The sequence below is a fragment of the Lacibacter sediminis genome (genome assembly GCF_014168535.1).
Taxonomy (GTDB): domain Bacteria; phylum Bacteroidota; class Bacteroidia; order Chitinophagales; family Chitinophagaceae; genus Lacibacter; species Lacibacter sediminis.
The window spans coordinates 2971895-2990243 of the sequence record NZ_CP060007.1; the positions used below are offsets into that span (position 1 = coordinate 2971895).

An 18349-nucleotide genomic window follows, 5' to 3' on the forward strand; every position below is an offset into this window, starting at 1 on the left:
CAAACTATTTCTTCCCCTTCACATATTTCTCCAGCCACATATGCTCTTCCCACAAGAGGTGCAAGATATTTTCTTTACCACGGTAACCATGCGCTTCGTAAGGTAAACTTACATAACGAACATTGCCACCATTGCCTTTCAATGCCTGGAACATACGCTCACTTTGAATAGGATAAGTTCCTGTATTATCATCTGTATCACCATGCACCAACAGGATCGGTGTTTTGATCTTCTGCGCATAGCTGAACGGACTCATATCAAAATACAATTGCGGAGCCTGCCAGTAAGTGCGATCTTCGTTCTGAAAACTGAATGGGGTTAATGTTCTGTTGTAAGCACCACTGCGTGCAATACCTCCTTTGAACCAATTGGTATGCGACAATAAATGCGCTGTCATAAACGCACCATAGCTATGTCCGCCTACACCCACTCGTGTGCTATCACCAACACCCATTGCTGCTAATTTATCAATCGCTGCTCGTGCATTTAATTTCAACTGATCAATAAAATCATCATTTGGTTTTTTATCCGGGTTTGTACTTACGATCGGCATCTCTGCTGCATCTAACACAGCATAACCCTGCGTCACCCAAAAGATCGGGCTTCCCCAACTGATACGTGTAAATGTATTTTTTGAACCACGCACCTGAGCAGCATCACGTGCATTGGTAAACTCACGTGGATAAGCCCACATCAACACTGGCAACGGACCATCTTTCTTAACATTATATCCCTTTGGTAAATAAAGATTACCGGTAAGATCAACACCATCGGCACGTTTATAAGAGATCTTCTCTACACTCACACCTTCAAGTTGCGGATATGGATTTTTGAAATCAGTGATCTGCTTTCCACCTTCAGGCACCACTCCCTTTAATGTTTTCATGTGATAGTTCGGAACAACAGTTTGTGTTTCTTTACGTGTAAGAACAGTGAGACTGTTACGATCGAGTACTTCCATCACCATTTCATACTCATCTTCTTTACAACGCCAGATGATCTCATTCTTTTTTGTTGCAAGATCAAAATAAGCGAGGAAAGGAAGATCACCTTTTGGTGATGCACCTGTTGTATTATTCATCAACAGTTTACCATCTTTCGGGATCACCACATCACGACCATAACTGTTTTTTTCTGTTACAGGTGAACCGGGATTATTGTAGAGATCCGTCATGCTGCGTTCCATCAACAATTCCATTTCACCGGTTGAAGGATTCCAGCGACTCATACGGCCGATCACTTTGCTGCGAAGCATTTCTTGCACAATGGCAAACGTGCTGTTGCCCCATGTAACACCACCGTAACGCATTTTTGTTTTAAACAATTCTTTCTGTTGTGCAGTGAATGGTGCTGCTAATGCATACACTGCATCACGAAACTCAGCTGTGTTTTTGATCAATCCACCATCCAATGCTTTGCACCACACAATCGTTGCTGCTTCATCATCACGCCACTCAATATTGCGGGGAACATCAGCCACATTATCATTACCGCCGGGTGCTGTTTCAGATGAAGGAATCTTTGCCAGTTCTTTTACCAGTTTGCCACTCGCATCATGGATTGTAACAGTTGTATTAAATCCATTTGCAGGAACTACATAAGAGAATGGCTTATTGATCGTGCGAACGAGTAAATATTTTTTATCGGGAGATGCGCTGACTGAACTATAGATCGCAGGTTGATTGATCTTTGTTTCAACGCCGTTCACATTCTTCACCAATTGTGAAGTCGCAAAGAATTCAAACAACTGCTCATCGTAAGGCGATTTGATCATATCCTGGAAAGTAGGACGTGGCGATGCACTGCCATAGCTTTCCTGAACTGTTGGCCCTTTTGGCGTAATAGGACGCTTGGGCATTGCAGCAGGTGATTTTGTTGCTGTTTTGTACAACAGTGTATTATCATCTAACCAACTGAATGCAGCACCTAATACCACATTCAAAGCTGTCTTGTTTACTTTCGTTGCTTTTTGTGTGGCAATATCCACCACATACAGATCAACGATGGAGCCTGTGCTGTTGGTAAATGCAAACTTCTTTTCGTTAGGACTCCACGATACTGAGTTCGCCAGCAGATTTGCAGGCAGGCCTGCAATTTTGTACTCTTTACCTGAGGCAATATTCTTCAGTGTAAAGTTGTTGATGTAATTCTGACGGCTTTGTGAAAAATTAGCCGGGTTAATACGCAAACCGGCAACTCTTACTTCAGGCTGACCCAGTTCATCAACCAACGGGTACATATTTCGCTCGATCAATAACATCCATTGGCCTTTGCTGTCCACACTAACTGCAGGCGTGGGTTTTGCTAAAGCAAGGTCCATAATGTCTTTTGGAGGAAGTTGATAATTGACCGCATCCTGTGCAAACAGGTTCAGTGAAATAAACAATGCGAACAAAAGGGATAATTTTCTCATGCGTACTTATATTTTGTGAGTTACGTGTTACAGTCACTTATTCGTGTAAAAACGGAGCACAAATGACTGTTTGTTCAGGATTTCGAATGTACAGATACCCCATCATTCTCAACAACCGTTCAACAAATTGTTTGTTCTCTCAAGTGTTCTGTTGAACTTCAACCCTGTTTCGTACTAACACTCGTGAACAATAAACACTTCAATAAATTATTTGTGAATTCAGTTTCAGCCCTTATTTTTGCGCCATGATTTTAAACGCACATACACATCATCACCATACTTGCCCAAACAGGTAAGCCAGATGATGCGTTGTATATAACAATAGTAGAGGGCTTACGGAAGTAGGCCTTTTTTTATTGCCCGAACTGAAAAAAACAAACGAATTAAAGAATAATATGATGCAGGAAAAAAAATACACCCCGCTCAGCGAAATAAGCGGAGGTAATGCAGAAAAACCATCGAAGCTCAGAATTGCGATTCAGAAGAGTGGACGGCTGTATGATGATTCAGTAAAACTGTTGAACGAATGCGGTATTGAACTACGCAATGTAAAAGACCGTTTGAAAACAGAAAGCGATACGTTCCCGATGGAAGTATTCTTTTTGCGTGATGATGATATACCTCAATATGTGGAAGATGGTGTTGCTGATATTGGCATTGTAGGTGAGAATGTATTGTTTGAAAAAAACAAGAAAGCAGAGATCGTTGAGAAGCTTGGTTTTGGTAAATGCCGTTTGAGTCTGGCCATTCCTCGTAGCGAAACCTACCAGGGTGTGCAAAGCCTCGATGGCAAACGCATTGCCACCAGTTATCCTTTTTTGGTGAATGAGTTTTTAAAGAAGAACAACATCAGCGGTGAAGTACACGAGATCAGCGGCAGTGTGGAGATTGCACCTGGAATTGGTTTAGCTGATGTGGTAGTTGATCTTGTAAGCAGTGGTTCTACCCTTTTCATGAATGGATTGAAAGAAGTGGAAACCATTCTTCAATCCCAATCGGTATTGATCAAAAACAACAAGCTCAACAAAGAACAGGAAATACTGTTAGATAAATTATTGTTCCGCATTAAAGCTGTCAAAAAAGCAAAGCGTAATAAATATGTGTTGATGAATGCACCAAATGAAAAGTTGAGTGAGATCATTGCGCTGCTTCCCGGCATGCGCAGCCCCACAGTTTTGCCATTGGCAGAAGGTGGCTGGAGCAGCGTGCACAGTGTATTGAGTGAAGATGAATTCTGGGAAAAAATTGAACAGTTGAAAGCGGCAGGAGCTGAAGGTATTTTGGTTGTGCCGATTGAGAAGATGGTGATGTGATGAATTTGAAAATTTGATGATTGTGAAATTTGAAAATGAAAAAAGAGAATGCAGATCATAAAACATCCCAAAAAAAGTGAGTGGAGCAGGTTGCTCAAACGCCCGGCAATTGATTCATCATCGCTGGAGGCAAGTGTTACAAATATTTTGCACCAGGTAAAAGCAAGTGGTGATGAAGCGTTGAAACGTTTCGCTACCATTTATGATAAGGTATCAGTTGCTGAATTATTGGTTTCAAAAGAAGAGATCGATGCAGCGTCTTCAACCATCAGTAGCGAATTGAAAGACGCCATTGCTCTTGCGAAAAAGAACATTGAAACTTTTCATGCAAAGCAGGTAGGTACTGTGGAGAAAGTGGAAACCATGCCCGGTGTTGTTTGCTGGCGCAAATCAGTCGCCATTGAAAAAGTGGGTTTGTATATTCCCGGTGGTACCGCTCCCCTCTTCTCAACTATTTTAATGTTGAGCATTCCGGCAAAAATTGCAGGATGCAAAGAAATTATTTTATGTACACCTCCCGGTAAAGATGGAAAGATCAATGCAGCCATTTTATACACAGCCAAACTGGTGGGCATTACAAAAATATTCAAGACCGGTGGTGCACAGGCCATTGCTGCCATGGCGTATGGAACAGAATCTGTTCCGCAGGTATATAAAATTTTCGGTCCGGGAAATCAATATGTAACCTGTGCCAAACAGTTGGTGCAGAAAGATGGCGTAGCCATTGATATGCCTGCAGGACCAAGCGAAGTATGCGTAATGGCCGATGATGCAGCCAACCCTTCATTTGTTGCAGCTGATCTTTTATCGCAGGCTGAGCATGGTGTTGATTCGCAGGTGTTGCTGGTGAGCAATTCTGAAGCAATGATCAACGATGTATTGATCGAAACCGCAAAACAACTGGAACAATTACCACGCAAAGAATTTGCAGCAAAAGCATTGGAGAACAGCAAGGCAATCTTGTTACATACAACAACAGAAATGATCGAGTTGGTGAATGAATATGCAGCTGAGCATCTCATCATCAGTTGTAAAGATGATGAAGTAATTGCTGAACAGATCATCAATGCAGGTTCGATCTTTCTTGGCAACTATTCACCCGAAAGTGTGGGCGATTATGCAAGTGGCACCAATCATACGTTACCAACCAACGGTTATGCAAAAGCATACAGTGGTGTAAGCGTTGATAGTTTCGTTAAAAAAATTACATATCAGAAATTAACCAAAGAAGGATTACAGCATATTGGCAAAGCAGTTGAACTGATGGCGGAAGCAGAAGGGTTGGAGGCGCATGCGAATGCTGTCAAGAAAAGAATACAGGATATAGGAAAGAGAAGTTAGAATAAATAAAACTTTACTTTTAAATGGCAACAACAAAGTTTCAGGAATTAATTGTTTGGCAAAAAGCACATCAATTTGTTTTGTCGGTTTATAAATACACAGAATCTTTTCCAAAATCAGAGACATATGGCTTAAGTTCTCAATTCAGGCGTGCTGCTGTTTCTATCGCAGCCAATATTGCCGAAGGCTATAAAAAGAAAGGACTTGCAGATAAAGCCCGTTTCTTCAATATTGCACAAGGGTCATTAGAAGAATGTCAATACTATCTTATTCTCGCTTCTGATCTTGGCTTTGGTGAGGTTGTCGAAAAACAATCACTACTTGACGAGGTTTCGAAAATGCTGGAATCTTACATGAGTAAAATTCTATCTTCTAACTCCTAAATTCTATCTTCTTTATATGTTCGATTTAAATACATTACTCCGCTCCAACATCAAAGCCCTTGTGCCCTACTCTTCTGCCCGTGATGAATTTCACGGCGAAGCGAAAGTGTATCTTGATGCCAATGAAAACAGCATCGGCTCACCCTTGTTGAAATGGTACAACCGTTACCCGGATCCGCAGCAACAAAAAATCAAGGAGAAAATTTCTGCTATCAAGGGCGTATCAACAAAGCAAATCTTCATTGGCAATGGCAGCGATGAATGTATTGATCTTCTTTACCGTGCATTTTGCAATCCCGGAGTTGACAATGTCATTATATGTCCGCCGACATACGGCATGTATGAAGTGAGTGCCAACATCAACGATGTGGAATTGCGTAAAGCACCCTTGCTTGATGATTTCCAGCTTAACCTTGCACACATGGAAACTTTGGTGGATGAACACACAAAACTCATCTGGATCTGTTCACCCAACAACCCGACAGGTAACAGCATCAACATGGCTGATATAGAAATGGTGCTGAATAATTTTGATGGCATTGTGGTGGTGGATGAAGCGTATATTAATTTCTCCCGTCAGCGTTCGTTGGTCACTCTGCTCGCCGATTATCCAAACCTTGTGGTAATGCAAACACTCAGCAAAGCATGGGGATTGGCTGGGTTACGTTTAGGTATGGCATTTGCAAGTGAAGAGATCATCAACGTTTACAATAAGATCAAACCACCTTATAATATCAGTGAAGCGGTACAGGAATTGGTGGCGAAAGCTCTCGACAATGTGGAGGATGTGAACGAAATGATCAAAGAACTGGTGAAAGAACGTAAGCGTTTGGAAACAGAATTGCCAAAACTGGCAGTGGTAGAAAAAGTGTATCCCAGCGATGCAAATTTTCTATTGGTGAAAGTGGTGGATGCGAGAGGTATTTACGAATATTTACTGGCGAACCAGATTGTAGTGCGTGACCGGAGTAAAGTACTGTTGTGTGAAGGATCATTACGGATAACCGTGGGAACAGCCAGAGAGAACGATGAATTACTAAACGCTTTGCAGAAATTTATTGTTTAACGTTAACTTTAAAGCCGAAACAATCATTCATGAAAAAAATATCAATCGTTTTATTTATTGCTGTCACTGCATTCGCTTTCACTAATCAGCAACCCGATATGAAGGCCTCTATGCAACGTGGTAAGAAAGTATATGAAACCCATTGTCTTTCATGCCATCAACCCGATGGTAAAGGTTTGCCCAGAATGAATCCTCCCCTGGTAAAAACAAAACAGGTACTGGGCAATAAAACACAACTGATCAATATTATTTTAAACGGTCTCGATGAAGAGCTGGTGATCAATGGCGAAACTTATTTTAACCCAATGCCTTCGCAACCTTATTTAAAAGACCAGGAGATAGCTGATGTGTTAACTTATGTGCGCAACAGTTTCGGTAACAAAGCAAGTTTGGTTACAACAGCAGAAGTAAAAGCAGCAAGAGCTAAAATCAAATAATAAAAATGAAGCGAGTTTTATTTATCGACAGGGATGGCACACTTATTAATGAAGCCCCTCCTACTTATCAACTCGATTCGTTTGATAAGCTTACATTTTATCCTGATGTGTTCTTTTACCTGCGTAAGATCGCTGCTGAGCTTGACTATGAATTGGTGATGCCAACCAACCAGGATGGCATGGGTACCGATAGTTTCCCCGAAGATACTTTCTGGCCTGTCCACAATTTTGTGCTGAAGAGTTTAGCAAATGAAGGCATTGTGTTTAGTGATGTGTTGATCGACAGAACTTTCCCACATGAGAATGCGCCCACACGTAAACCGGGCACGGGCATGTTTGCCAAATACCTCAACAATCCAGACTATGATCTGGCAAATTCGTTTGTGATTGGTGATCGTATCACCGATGTACAATTGGCAAAGAACCTCGGCTGCAAAGCCATCTGGATGAATATTGATGCTAATCTTGGTGCTGCTGAAATACAGGATAAAGTAATTGAGCTTCGTCAATCAACGATTGCTTTAGAAACACCCCATTGGAAAGAGATCTATGAATTTCTAAAACTCGGTTTGCGTACGGTTACGCATGAACGTAATACCAATGAAACAAAGATCAGTGTTGAACTGAATGTTGACGGCAGCGGCAAAGCAAATATCCACACCGGACTTGGTTTCTTTGATCACATGCTCGACCAGATCGCAAGACATGGCAAGATGGATCTCAACATCACCACCAATGGTGATCTGCATATTGATGAACATCATACCATTGAAGATACCGGCATTGCATTGGGAGAAGCCTTCGGTAAAGCTCTTGCCGATAAGCGTGGCATGGAACGTTATGGCTTTGCATTGCCCATGGATGAGGCCGATGCAAAAGTGCTGATCGATTTCGGCGGCCGCAACTGGATCGTTTGGAATGCAACATTCAAACGGGAAAAGATAGGTGAAATGCCAACGGAAATGTTCTTCCACTTTTTCAAGTCATTCAGCGATGCAGCAAAATGCAACCTTAACATCGAATGTCATGGCGATAATGAACATCACAAGATCGAAGCCATCTTTAAAGCATTTGCCAAAGCCATCCGCATGGCGGTAAAGCGTGATCCGTTGAGTAATTATTTACCATCTACCAAAGGAGTATTGTAATTACATTTATAAAGAATATTGACAAAACGCAGAGAAAGAAGATCTCTGCGTTTTGTTTTTTGTGCGACTAATAAATATAATCACTTACGATAAGTAAATCCTTTCGGTGCTTTCAGTTCTCCGTAGTCATACATGTTAATGTAAAGGGTAATTGGCTTGTCGAGTCCTTCATAAATTACTTCGTATATATCGAGCAGACCTACATTGTTAAAACCGTTTGCTGTTTTAAAGGCACAACAACTTCCTCTTCGCATATAAGTAATTGTTTCACCGTTTGGCCCAAGTAAAGCATTTAAAAAGCGACGTTCATTAAATGGGCCACTACTCTCTTTTACGCCACCAACCTTTATGGCTGTATTCTGGCTGTAACCGTATGACTCATCTGATGTAATGGTTGTTAATGCAAACGTCTGCTGATCAAGCATTGCATAATGAATCCTCTGACCAGTCTCTCCATTAGCAGGGTTATTTGATTGTGCAGTTTTTTTGCTGCCGGTACAGGAACTAAAAGTTAGTGCGGTAAAAGCCACGAAGGCAAAAAGTACATGTTTCATAAGCAATTTTTTGAATGAGATGCGCTTGTCTATGAAATTACATAAACCAACAACAGAAATCAGTTGTTGTGATGACCTGCAGTTCAACAGCGGCTGATACATGTCATAGCAGGACCGAAAAATTGAAAATACATTTATATTATAAAACACGGTTTATGAAAACGATTCTTGTTCCCATCGATTTCTCCTCCACTTCACTGAATGCCGCTTCATATGCTTTACAATATGCCCGGCAAGTGGGCGGTAAGCTCATGCTAATGCATGCATACCGGCAGCCATTGCTTTTTCCGTTATATCAAGGCGTTGAAGTTTCGCCTGAGGGAATGCGTGAGATCAAGAAAAAAGAACTGGAATTAGTAGCCAATCAGCTTGCGGAACTGGAACCATTGATCAAAGTGGAACATATGATGTTTGACGGGGAACTGGTTGACGTACTTACATCGCTCACCGATGCGATGCAGGTAGCTTTCATTGTAATGGGCATAACAGGTGCAGGTAAACTGAAAGAGAGATACATTGGCAGCAACACACTGGCTGTAGCAAAAAGTTGCAAAGTGCCCGTGTTGATCGTTCCTGAAAATGCAGTGTTTACACGCATCAACGATATTGGTTTAACAACCGATTTCAGAGATGTGATAAAAACAATACCTGATCATATAGTAAGTGAACTGATCAAATCAACAGGAGCAAGATTACATGTGCTGAATGTAGATTTTAAGAACAGGCAGTGGACAAACGACACTCCTTTCCAAAGCGGATTAGTAGAAACAATGTTCCAGCAATATCATCCACAATACCACTTTATCGACAAACAGGATATGGTTGAAGGATTGAATGAGTATGCCAATAAATTCAGTATTGAATTATTATTGGTGATACCGCAGAAACATAACCTGATTGAAAAAATATTTTCAGGCAGTCATACAAAAGAACTGATCTTTCACAGCGATGTGCCTGTAATGGTGATGCATGAGTAAATTCTTAAACAGCGTTATATGGAATGAACAAAGGCAAAGGTAAATCTGGCGGGCTCGGCTAAAATAGCCGGGCCCGTTTTTTATTATGCATCTGGAAATCTATTTCCAGAACTGCGATTCCTGTTTTGTTTCGATAAGCTTTTGTTTGGTTTGAGTGTATCCTTTTTCAATGAGCTGTTTCCAGTTATTCCAATCCAGAAATTTAAATTCTTTCAGATCAAGATCCAGAAATACAGAGACATTTGTTTTACTGCTCTCCTGCCTGTGCCTGCTGTTGATGGTGATGCTGTTTACAAGTATAGATGAGATGCCTGGCAGTTGATGAGTTGCTGTATTGGTGATCTTACTCCAGAACAGTTCCCAGGAAGTAGGCACTTCGTGCAGATCGAACATTGCTGTTTCTTCAGCCGATAAGGAAACAGCAATAACATGCCGCACCGGTTTTTTATACATTGCTTCAACCGGGAGATTATCAATTACACCACCATCAATGTGCAGATGTTTATTGATGATCACAGGAGGAAATACACCGGGTATCGCCATGCTCGCTGATACCTGCAGTTGTGTTAAACCCCTGTCATGAATTTTTAATGATGCACTTGAAAAATTAGTCGACACACAATAAGTGTAAACCCACAGATCTTCAAGATGCGAATCACCAAACATAGTATCTAAAAACTTCCGGATCTTTTTACCCGACATCAACGAAACAATCGGCAATGTTAAATCGTTTGAGGTTAATTTACTATCAGCCGCAAGCTTACACATGGCATTTGCCTTATCAAAATCAAAATCAAGAAACGATAATCCTGCGCCATACACCGCTCCCGCACTTGTGCCACCAATAAAATCAAACTCAATACCAGCTTCGAGTAATGCTTTTGCAGCTCCCACATGTGCAAACCCTCTTGCACCTCCTCCACCCAATACTAATCCGGTTGCCTGATGTGTAACAATGCGGCAAAACCTGCGTATATCAGCTGCCTTATTTTTTCGCATGTGCAAATGCAGATCCACCTTTCGTTGGTTAAACCATCGTCTTGTGTTAAATGGCAACGGTGCGTTCTCTTCATGCAACAACAACAGGTAGATCTTTTTATTCATCACATTGTCTGAATACAAATGCAATACTTTTTCAATCTCGTATATGTGACAGTCGGCATAAAAATCTGTTGCAATGATCACAAGATCGCAGTATGCAATGCATTGCTTTGCCCATTCAGGATTTTCCATATCACACACCAGGAAATTAAGACCGGGTTGTTTTTCCATGTCATCAAACACGCTATGATCATTTTCACCTGAATGCGAAGCATAATCATAAATACTGATGCCTAAACCCATCTTTCCTAATTCGTCCTGGATAGCGCCTGTATAAGCGCTTACATCATTCGTCGGTTGCAGATTTACCACTGCAATATTTTTCGGTGCCGCATCCATTTTTGTTTGATGATTGTTGCGGCGCATCCGTTCAATAATAAACTTTGTAATAGTGCCGGCGAAGGAAGGAAATTGCTGCACGAGTGTTTTATAGTTATCATCTTCCAGTTGCAGGATAAGCGATCTGCGTAATGCAACCACCGATGCACTGTGTGGCTCTTGAGTAAACAGGGAAAACTCACCAATGGGTTCACCGGCTGAAATATCACCCAGAATAAAAATATCGTTTTCCGTATGTTGAATGGCTCTGAAACGGCCGGATAAAACGATGTAGAACGAATGTCCTTTCTCGCCTTGTTGAAACAGGTATTCACCTGCCTCAAATGCAAGCATGGTTGTCACGCTTAAAATATTCTCTATCTGCTCATCATTCATTTCTCCAAATAAACTTACCAAAGATTGGTGTAAGAGCAACTTGTGGTCGGCTGTTTGATTCATTGCATTGCGCTGATAATCGTTAACAATATGGCTGAGTTATTTCAACAGTACGGGATATAACATGCATGATACAGAAAAGATAATTAAAAATCACTGTACATCTGATGAATAGCTGATACATTTACCCGTCTTACTACTCTTTGCATTATATTGTAGCGTAAACCAAATTGCGTATGGGCAGCTTCGAGAAATTTATTGACCTGGCGAACTCCATTATCTGGAGCAATGCACTCATCTATCTTTTACTTGCTATTGGTATTTATTTTTCGTTCAGGATGCGATTTTTCCAGATCCGTTTAATAAAAGATATGGTCAGACTACTGATCAATAACGACAAATCAAAAGCGGGCATCTCTTCATTCCAGGCACTATCGGTTTCTTTATCGGGCCGGGTGGGTACCGGAAATATTGCAGGCGTTGCTACCGCTATTTTTATTGGAGGACCAGGTGCTATTTTCTGGATGTGGTTAACTGCATTTCTTGGTTCCGGCTCTGCGTTTGTTGAATCGGCATTGGCACAAATCTACAAGCGCAAAGAAAAAGGTGAATACAGAGGTGGCCCTGCCTATTATATTGAAAAAGGATTTCGCAATAAGAAAATTGCAAAACCGTATGCCATTGCATTTGCAATTTGCACGATCGTTGCAACAGGATTACTGTTACCTGGTGTTCAGTCAAATGGTATTGCTGCAGCTGTAAAAAGCGCATTCAGTATTGACCATGTTTACACAGGAATTGTGCTGGCAGTTTTATTAGGGCTTATCATTTTCGGCGGCATTAAAGCCATTGCCAACGTAGCCCAGTATGTTGTTCCCTTTATGGCAATCGGCTATATTCTGATAGCTGTTATTGTATTAGTGATGAACTATACAAAAATCCCTGAAGTGTTTTCATTAATCATTACAAGTGCTTTTGGAGCCAAGGCAACATTTGGTGGCATTATAGGAGCCATGATTACTATTGGTGTAAAACGTGGTGTTTACAGCAATGAAGCAGGACAAGGTACAGGCGCACACCCCGCCGCTGCTGCAGAAGTATCACACCCGGCAAAACAAGGGTTGGTGCAGGCTTTCTCTGTATATATTGATACGCTGTTTGTTTGTTCTGCAACAGCTTTTATGATTCTTGTTACAGGCATGTATAATGTAAAGGGAACCGATGACCAATTGATCATCAACAATAACGTGTACTACACACAGGATGGAGTAAAACATCCTGATGGCAGTGCAACATATACGCAAGCTGCTATTGATAAAACTTTTAACGGTAAAGAAATATTTGATGAAAGTTACGTTGGCGCAGGAAGCTACTTTGTTGCCATTGCATTATTTTTCTTTGCCTTTACAACACTTATGGCCTACTATTATATTGCTGAAACGAATGTGGCCTACCTTACCCGGAAACGGGGCGGACCTGCATTGATGTTTCTGTTGAAAATTGCCATCCTTCTTGCGGTTTTCTTTGGCTGTGTACGTACAGCAAAAGTTGCATGGGGCCTGGGCGATATGGGTGTTGGCCTGATGGCCTGGCTCAACATTATTGCCATTCTTGTTTTGCAAAAACCAGCCCTGCTTGCATTCAAAGATTACGAAAAACAAAAAGCTGAAGGAAAAGATCCGGTGTTTGATCCCGTTCCGTTAGGAATAAAGGATGCTGATTTTTGGGAACAAGAGTTTAAAGAACAGAAATCTTAGTTGATATTGTGATGCACATTGCTTCGTCGATGCCTGTTATGCGGGCAGGCGAAGCAATTTTTTTTAAAATAATAAGATAACAATGCAGGCATGCTGTACCTCACACATACTTTTCCTTCTACAGCAAACTGTGATAAGCATACGAGAAAAGGGCTACATCATCTTTACTTTCCCACTTTCAATAACATCTCCACCAATGCTTCCACTGCCGACCATTGCGGATTATGATCTGCTTCCAGTTGCACAACAGGCCAGCCTTTCTTTTTTGCACGTTCCGCCTGCAATGCAAAATCATCGGCTGAAGCATCAACACCTTTTGCAACAGTAAGAATATAAGTAGTGGGCAAGCTTAACCGTTTTGTATTCGTAAGCGAAATGGTATCGGTAAATGTTTTTACAGGATGTGGTACATCTTTCGGTGGCGCCTGCCCCGGTTTTACCCATGCAGGTATCAGATAACCATTGCTGGCCATTTTCATTAATCCATCAGCACGTGCACCTTGTATGGTTAACACACTTTCTCCGTGATCAGGTACAAACGCATCGAGGTAAATTAATTTACTGATTCGTTCCTGCACACGATCAGCCACACCTGTAATGACCATGCCACCATAACTATGTCCAACAAGAATAACATTATGCAAATCTTCATACAAGATCATATTCACTACGTCATTGATATGCGTATTCAATCCCACTTCAAGTGATGCAAGATGCACTCGTTCTCCCTGCCCTGTTAATGACGGACGATATACGATCGCTCCTGTTGCTGTCATTAACGAGTCCGTTTTTTTGAAAGCCCAAGTGCCACCCCATGCACCATGCACAATTACATACACGGGTTTTGCTGATGATTGAGCAGAGATGAGTTGTGTAGCGTTGACTGAAATGACGAGCAGTATTGAAACCAAATATCGATTCATGATGTATTGCTTAAATGTTCAACCGGAAAGATATAAAGTTATGCGATGTATATTTTTGTTTCTTCAGGATTCGGCTGTTTCATCAACAACTAATCATAATTCGCTTCATTAGGAATTCTGTAACCAAACGGGTTTTTATCTCCCAGGGAACCACCCATGTTGTTTGTGATATAATCATCCATCCCTGCTGAATACACTTTCATTATTTTTTTCCATACTGAATTATTACGTAAACCCAGCCAGGCCTGTCGTTATCAAACAGGTTTTTATACATTAACCCGGATCGCAAAGCTTTCTCCAGGCAATACAGTACTTTTGCGTTTTGCTTCAATAACGCAAAGCAGAACAGTCAGTATGAATTTAGAATGAAACGTGATGCTTTAAATGCGGATGTTGAAATAAAAGAATGCAGTATGTTTCTACAGGTTACAGCCGAATGCTCAAAGGCAAATGTCAGCAACTTCTATTGCTATTCAGCCCTGTTCATAATGAAACTGCTTTCCTGTTTTACAAAACCAACTTTTGGATAATATTCCATAGCTGACGGAACAGATAACAGCAGCACCATCGATTGCTCACCTACTTTCTCCTTTGTTAAGTTGATGAGCTTTTTGCCGATCCCTTCTTTTTTATACTCATGTCTTACTGCAAGATCGGCAAGGTAACAACTCCACACCCAATCGGTAATACAACGGGAAACACCCACCAATAAATCATTGTCCCACGCTGTAACTATTAGGTTTGAGTTGTCGATCATTTTCTGCATCCGATCTTTGTCATTTGTTGGACGAGGTAAGCCAGCATTGTTGTAGAGTTCTATTAGTTCATCAGCCGTTGGCTTACGATCGAAAGAAAATATTATTCTTGAGTTTGTGTTTATTGATTCCTGCATTTTTCAATGTATTAAATTCTGAAATGTAACCGAATCATCAGCCCGGCACACTTAAACCGGCCTTTCTGAAAATTTCAGCAATCTCTTCTTCAATCGGCAATGGTTTTAAAGGCGGCACGTTTGCACCTCCGGTATTGCCAACTGGTATTTTTCCAACAAATGATTTTACACCACCCACCAATAACCGTGGGATCTGTCCAACAATTTCTTTACCGTCCTTAATTTTTATTCCGAAGAGAAACATTTTCCAATGCACATAACTGTGTTCAAACGGGTATGCCTGCCCTATGACATGTGCTTTTTCTAAATGCCGCCATGCCATTTGCAGATCATTCCTCCGCACCGCCGTTTTATACTCGTTTAACTCTTTCAGAAAGTATGGCTTCAACGATTTTGGCATACTTGTATTTAAGTTCATCGTCTGCTATTTAATGATTTGTCATTAAAGTTAAAATTCCGAGAAATAATCCGATAAATTTACCGGTTCATCAAAACACATCCTTACTTCTTGCGAAACTTCAACAGCTTTGCCGCCCTTATATCACCCACATAAATATTTCCATTGTTATCAACTGCAATATCATGATACCAGGAAGCTGTTCGTTTATTTTCTCCACTGCTGCCAAATTGAAAATTGATATTTCCTGAACTGTCGTATTGAAAAACCTTTGAACCCTTGTTGCCCATATCAGTTGTCAGGTTATAATCAAAATCGATGGCGTAAAGTTCTTGCGCACTGTCGATTGTTACAGATGGCAGTTGCGGTACGGAATCTCTATTCTTCAACACCCGCAGAAATTTACCGGTCTTATCAAACACCTGGATGCGGTTGTTTTGCCTGTCGGCTACATAAACGTTTTCTTCTTTATCAAGCGTAATACCATGTGGTATATCAAACTCACCTTCATCACTTCCTTTTGATCCCCATTCCAGTAAATAGTTACCCGAAGCCGAGAACTTTACCACCCTGCTGTTGCCATAACCATCACTCACATAAAAAGAACCATCATTGGCCACTGTAACATCAGTGGGTAAATTAAAATGCAAGGAATCGTTGCCGGGAGTTTTTGCAATACCCAGCTTCATTAATAATTGTCCGTCATGACTGAATTTTAATATCTGATGTAAACCAACATCGGTCACCCAAATATTATCATCCTTATCAACCGTTAACCCATGCGGCATAATAAACTGGTTAGCCCCCCATTCATTGATGATCGTTCCTGTTTCAGCATCAAGCTCCAGTATGGTATTCTTATCAATAAATGCTTCGGGAAAAGGCGTCGTCCATTTTCTTCCTGCCCGGTGAAAAACAAAAATGTGTTGTTTACTGTCAATACTTATTCCTGTTGGCTGACCAAACGAATACCCGGCAGGCAACTGCGGCCAATTGTCAACTAATGCATAGTTGATTGACTGATCATTATTCTTCCTGTCTGTATCATTATTGCAGGCAATCATCAAAACAGCAGTAAGTAACAGGCAAATTTTTATTGTATGCATCATCCTTTGATCATTGTTTTTAAAAACGTTTGTACTGCTTCCGATTTCCCGATTGGTTCCAGCAAAAAAATGAACATGTTTACACCCATCGCCAAATAAGTAGCAGGATGTTTTAACTTGTTGTATTTCCATGCCGCAATCAGCAACATAGCAATGATCATCCCCTGTGCTATGTAAATGGGTGCCATAATATCAATGTTTGGCCAGTCTTTTCTATTAATACCGATATAAACATTCTGTACGCCCCTGCCAAGTGCAGGCATCATGATCAGAAACACAGTAGTAATAAGCCACCATGCATGATGCTCTATTTGCTTGCGGTGGATAATGCTTTTAATGATGGCAAAACCAAACGCCGTCATCATGACGATTTCTACTGCCGCCACACCATAAAAGAACCAGGGTTTGAACGGACCAAAACGTTCCGGATTTTTCATGATGGCTTCTGTTGTTGCAATATCACGGTGCATCATACTTAATGCCGTTAAACAAACAGCACCGGCAATGAACATTCCGATGATGCCATTGGTGCGGTGCAGGTTTAATTTGCCATGTGTTGCCCAGTAAGGCTGCAGAATAAGATAGAGATACCAGATAGTTCCTGTCCAGTAATGCACATGAACACTCCAGGCATTGTCTGTAAAATCGCCCCAGTAATCTCTGAAAATACCGAGTTGCATAACCAGCATGGGTATAAACATCCACAGGTATAAGTTTTTATAACGCTGCATATGTAAACAGTTTTAGAGTTTTAGAGTTTTGGTGATTGATGAATGAAAGATGAGTAACAGCTGATATTGAAGAAAGATAAACTGTTCTTTTGAGTTATACAAGAAATGCTATCAGTCAACTATCCACACGATACTTTGCGGATGAAGTGATCAATAATTTATTTCAACTATTTTTTTATTCTGCAGTTTCTGCATTTGCACAGGCACAATGTTTAATATCTCTTCCTTCAACGTGTCAATAAGTTTTGTTTTAATATGATCACGATGAGTTACAAGGCTCACTTCACGTGCAGGGCTTGGGCGTTTTAATTGCTTCACCAGTTTCAACTGTGTTTTACTAAACTCCATTACTGCCAGCTCAGGTAAAATGGTAATGCCATCACTTTTATCCACCATGCGTTTCAGTGTTTCAATATTACCGGTTTCATACTTGAAATTAAAATCACTGCTTTTGCGAAGCTCACATAAGTTTAAGATCTGCGAGCGGAAACAATGCCCTTCTTCCAGTAACCACAATTGATTCGGATCAAGCTCACTTGCCAATACATACTTTTTATCACTCAATGCATTCTTAGCCGATACATATACAAACAGCTCTTCATAAAACAATACATATTCTTTGATTGAAGGATCCTTCAACGGAGTAACCACAATACAGCAGTCGAGTCGGTTGTTCTTTAATTCATGAATCACATCTTCTGTGATCGATTCTTTGATCACCAGGTTCAACTGCGGATATTTCTCCCTTACAGCTTTGTACAACGATGGCAACAGATAAGGAGCAAGCGTTGGAATAATACCAATTCGCAATTCTCCCGACAGCGTATCTTTCTGATCGTTGATGATCTGTTTGATCATGTTCGATTCACGTAAGGTAGTGCGTGCCTGTGCAATAATATCAACCCCCACTTCAGTAGGTATAACGGGTTGCTTGGTACGGTCGAATATCTTCACCCCAAGTTCTTCTTCCAGTTTCTGTATCTGCATACTGAGGGTTGGCTGGGTAACAAAACATTTCTCAGCAGCCACGGCAAAATGCCGGTGCGTATCTAATGCAACAATGTATTCTAGCTGGGTCAGAGTCATAGACAAATAC

The 18349-nt window shown here is 41.0% G+C and carries 17 protein-coding genes; 8 read left to right on the top strand and 9 right to left on the bottom strand.

Features of this window, described 5'->3' with window-relative positions:
• Nucleotides 1-4: 4 nt before the first annotated feature.
• Nucleotides 5-2413, bottom strand: coding sequence for an alpha/beta hydrolase family protein (locus tag H4075_RS12555; protein ID WP_182801187.1), 2409 nt, complete (start codon nucleotides 2411-2413; stop codon nucleotides 5-7).
• Nucleotides 2414-2808: 395 nt separating this feature from the next.
• Between H4075_RS12555 and hisG the strand changes: the two genes are divergently transcribed.
• From hisG to hisB, 6 genes are read left to right on the top strand one after another with little or no spacing between them, the layout of a single operon-like run.
• A complete protein-coding gene (gene hisG, locus H4075_RS12560) occupies nucleotides 2809-3726 on the top strand; it encodes an ATP phosphoribosyltransferase (RefSeq protein WP_255460187.1) in 918 nt (305 codons plus the stop codon).
• Nucleotides 3727-3774: 48 nt separating this feature from the next.
• Nucleotides 3775-5067: a histidinol dehydrogenase gene (hisD, locus tag H4075_RS12565; protein ID WP_182801188.1), complete on the top strand. Its 1293-nt coding sequence runs from the start codon at nucleotides 3775-3777 to the stop codon at nucleotides 5065-5067.
• A gap of 23 nt (nucleotides 5068-5090) precedes the next feature.
• The gene (locus tag H4075_RS12570) at nucleotides 5091-5450 is read left to right on the top strand and encodes a four helix bundle protein (protein ID WP_182801189.1); all 360 of its coding nucleotides are present in this window, start codon (nucleotides 5091-5093) and stop codon (nucleotides 5448-5450) included.
• Between the two features lie 16 nt (nucleotides 5451-5466).
• The gene (hisC, locus tag H4075_RS12575; RefSeq protein WP_182801190.1) at nucleotides 5467-6516 is read left to right on the top strand and encodes a histidinol-phosphate transaminase; all 1050 of its coding nucleotides are present in this window, start codon (nucleotides 5467-5469) and stop codon (nucleotides 6514-6516) included.
• A 29-nt stretch (nucleotides 6517-6545) separates the two neighbouring features.
• Nucleotides 6546-6953, top strand: coding sequence for a c-type cytochrome (locus H4075_RS12580; protein ID WP_182801191.1), 408 nt, complete (start codon nucleotides 6546-6548; stop codon nucleotides 6951-6953).
• Nucleotides 6954-6958: 5 nt separating this feature from the next.
• The gene (hisB, locus tag H4075_RS12585; RefSeq protein ID WP_182801192.1) at nucleotides 6959-8101 is read left to right on the top strand and encodes a bifunctional histidinol-phosphatase/imidazoleglycerol-phosphate dehydratase HisB; all 1143 of its coding nucleotides are present in this window, start codon (nucleotides 6959-6961) and stop codon (nucleotides 8099-8101) included.
• An 80-nt stretch (nucleotides 8102-8181) separates the two neighbouring features.
• Here hisB and H4075_RS12590 read toward each other — a convergent pair whose 3' ends face one another.
• Nucleotides 8182-8655, bottom strand: a complete 474-nt coding sequence (locus H4075_RS12590; RefSeq protein ID WP_182801193.1) for a 2-dehydro-3-deoxyphosphooctonate aldolase — start codon at nucleotides 8653-8655, stop codon at nucleotides 8182-8184.
• Nucleotides 8656-8810: 155 nt separating this feature from the next.
• Between H4075_RS12590 and H4075_RS12595 the strand changes: the two genes are divergently transcribed.
• A complete protein-coding gene (locus H4075_RS12595; RefSeq protein ID WP_182801194.1) occupies nucleotides 8811-9632 on the top strand; it encodes a universal stress protein in 822 nt (273 codons plus the stop codon).
• Between the two features lie 99 nt (nucleotides 9633-9731).
• Here H4075_RS12595 and H4075_RS12600 read toward each other — a convergent pair whose 3' ends face one another.
• On the bottom strand, nucleotides 9732-11510 hold the full coding sequence (locus tag H4075_RS12600; protein ID WP_182801195.1) for a patatin-like phospholipase family protein: 1779 nt from the start codon (nucleotides 11508-11510) through the stop codon (nucleotides 9732-9734).
• Between the two features lie 173 nt (nucleotides 11511-11683).
• Between H4075_RS12600 and H4075_RS12605 the strand changes: the two genes are divergently transcribed.
• Nucleotides 11684-13204: an alanine/glycine:cation symporter family protein gene (locus H4075_RS12605; RefSeq protein ID WP_182801196.1), complete on the top strand. Its 1521-nt coding sequence runs from the start codon at nucleotides 11684-11686 to the stop codon at nucleotides 13202-13204.
• Between the two features lie 164 nt (nucleotides 13205-13368).
• Here the strand turns inward: H4075_RS12605 and H4075_RS12610 are convergent, their stop codons facing one another.
• The 6 genes from H4075_RS12610 to H4075_RS12635 all read right to left on the bottom strand — a co-directional run bounded on the left by H4075_RS12610 (nucleotide 13369) and on the right by H4075_RS12635 (nucleotide 18339).
• Entirely contained in the window at nucleotides 13369-14127 is a 759-nt protein-coding gene (locus tag H4075_RS12610; RefSeq protein ID WP_182801197.1) for an alpha/beta fold hydrolase, read from the bottom strand.
• A gap of 469 nt (nucleotides 14128-14596) precedes the next feature.
• Complete coding sequence (locus H4075_RS12615) at nucleotides 14597-15019, bottom strand: GNAT family N-acetyltransferase (RefSeq protein WP_182801198.1); 423 nt, start codon at nucleotides 15017-15019, stop codon at nucleotides 14597-14599.
• 37 nt (nucleotides 15020-15056) lie between these two features.
• On the bottom strand, nucleotides 15057-15437 hold the full coding sequence (locus H4075_RS12620; protein ID WP_182801199.1) for a DUF3703 domain-containing protein: 381 nt from the start codon (nucleotides 15435-15437) through the stop codon (nucleotides 15057-15059).
• 83 nt (nucleotides 15438-15520) lie between these two features.
• The gene (locus H4075_RS12625; protein ID WP_182801200.1) at nucleotides 15521-16525 is read right to left on the bottom strand and encodes a peptidyl-alpha-hydroxyglycine alpha-amidating lyase family protein; all 1005 of its coding nucleotides are present in this window, start codon (nucleotides 16523-16525) and stop codon (nucleotides 15521-15523) included.
• Nucleotides 16522-17253, bottom strand: coding sequence for a hypothetical protein (locus H4075_RS12630; RefSeq protein ID WP_182801201.1), 732 nt, complete (start codon nucleotides 17251-17253; stop codon nucleotides 16522-16524). Before H4075_RS12630 ends, H4075_RS12625 begins: the two co-directional genes overlap by 4 nt.
• A gap of 150 nt (nucleotides 17254-17403) precedes the next feature.
• The gene (locus tag H4075_RS12635; protein WP_182801202.1) at nucleotides 17404-18339 is read right to left on the bottom strand and encodes a hydrogen peroxide-inducible genes activator; all 936 of its coding nucleotides are present in this window, start codon (nucleotides 18337-18339) and stop codon (nucleotides 17404-17406) included.
• Nucleotides 18340-18349 lie beyond the last annotated feature (10 nt).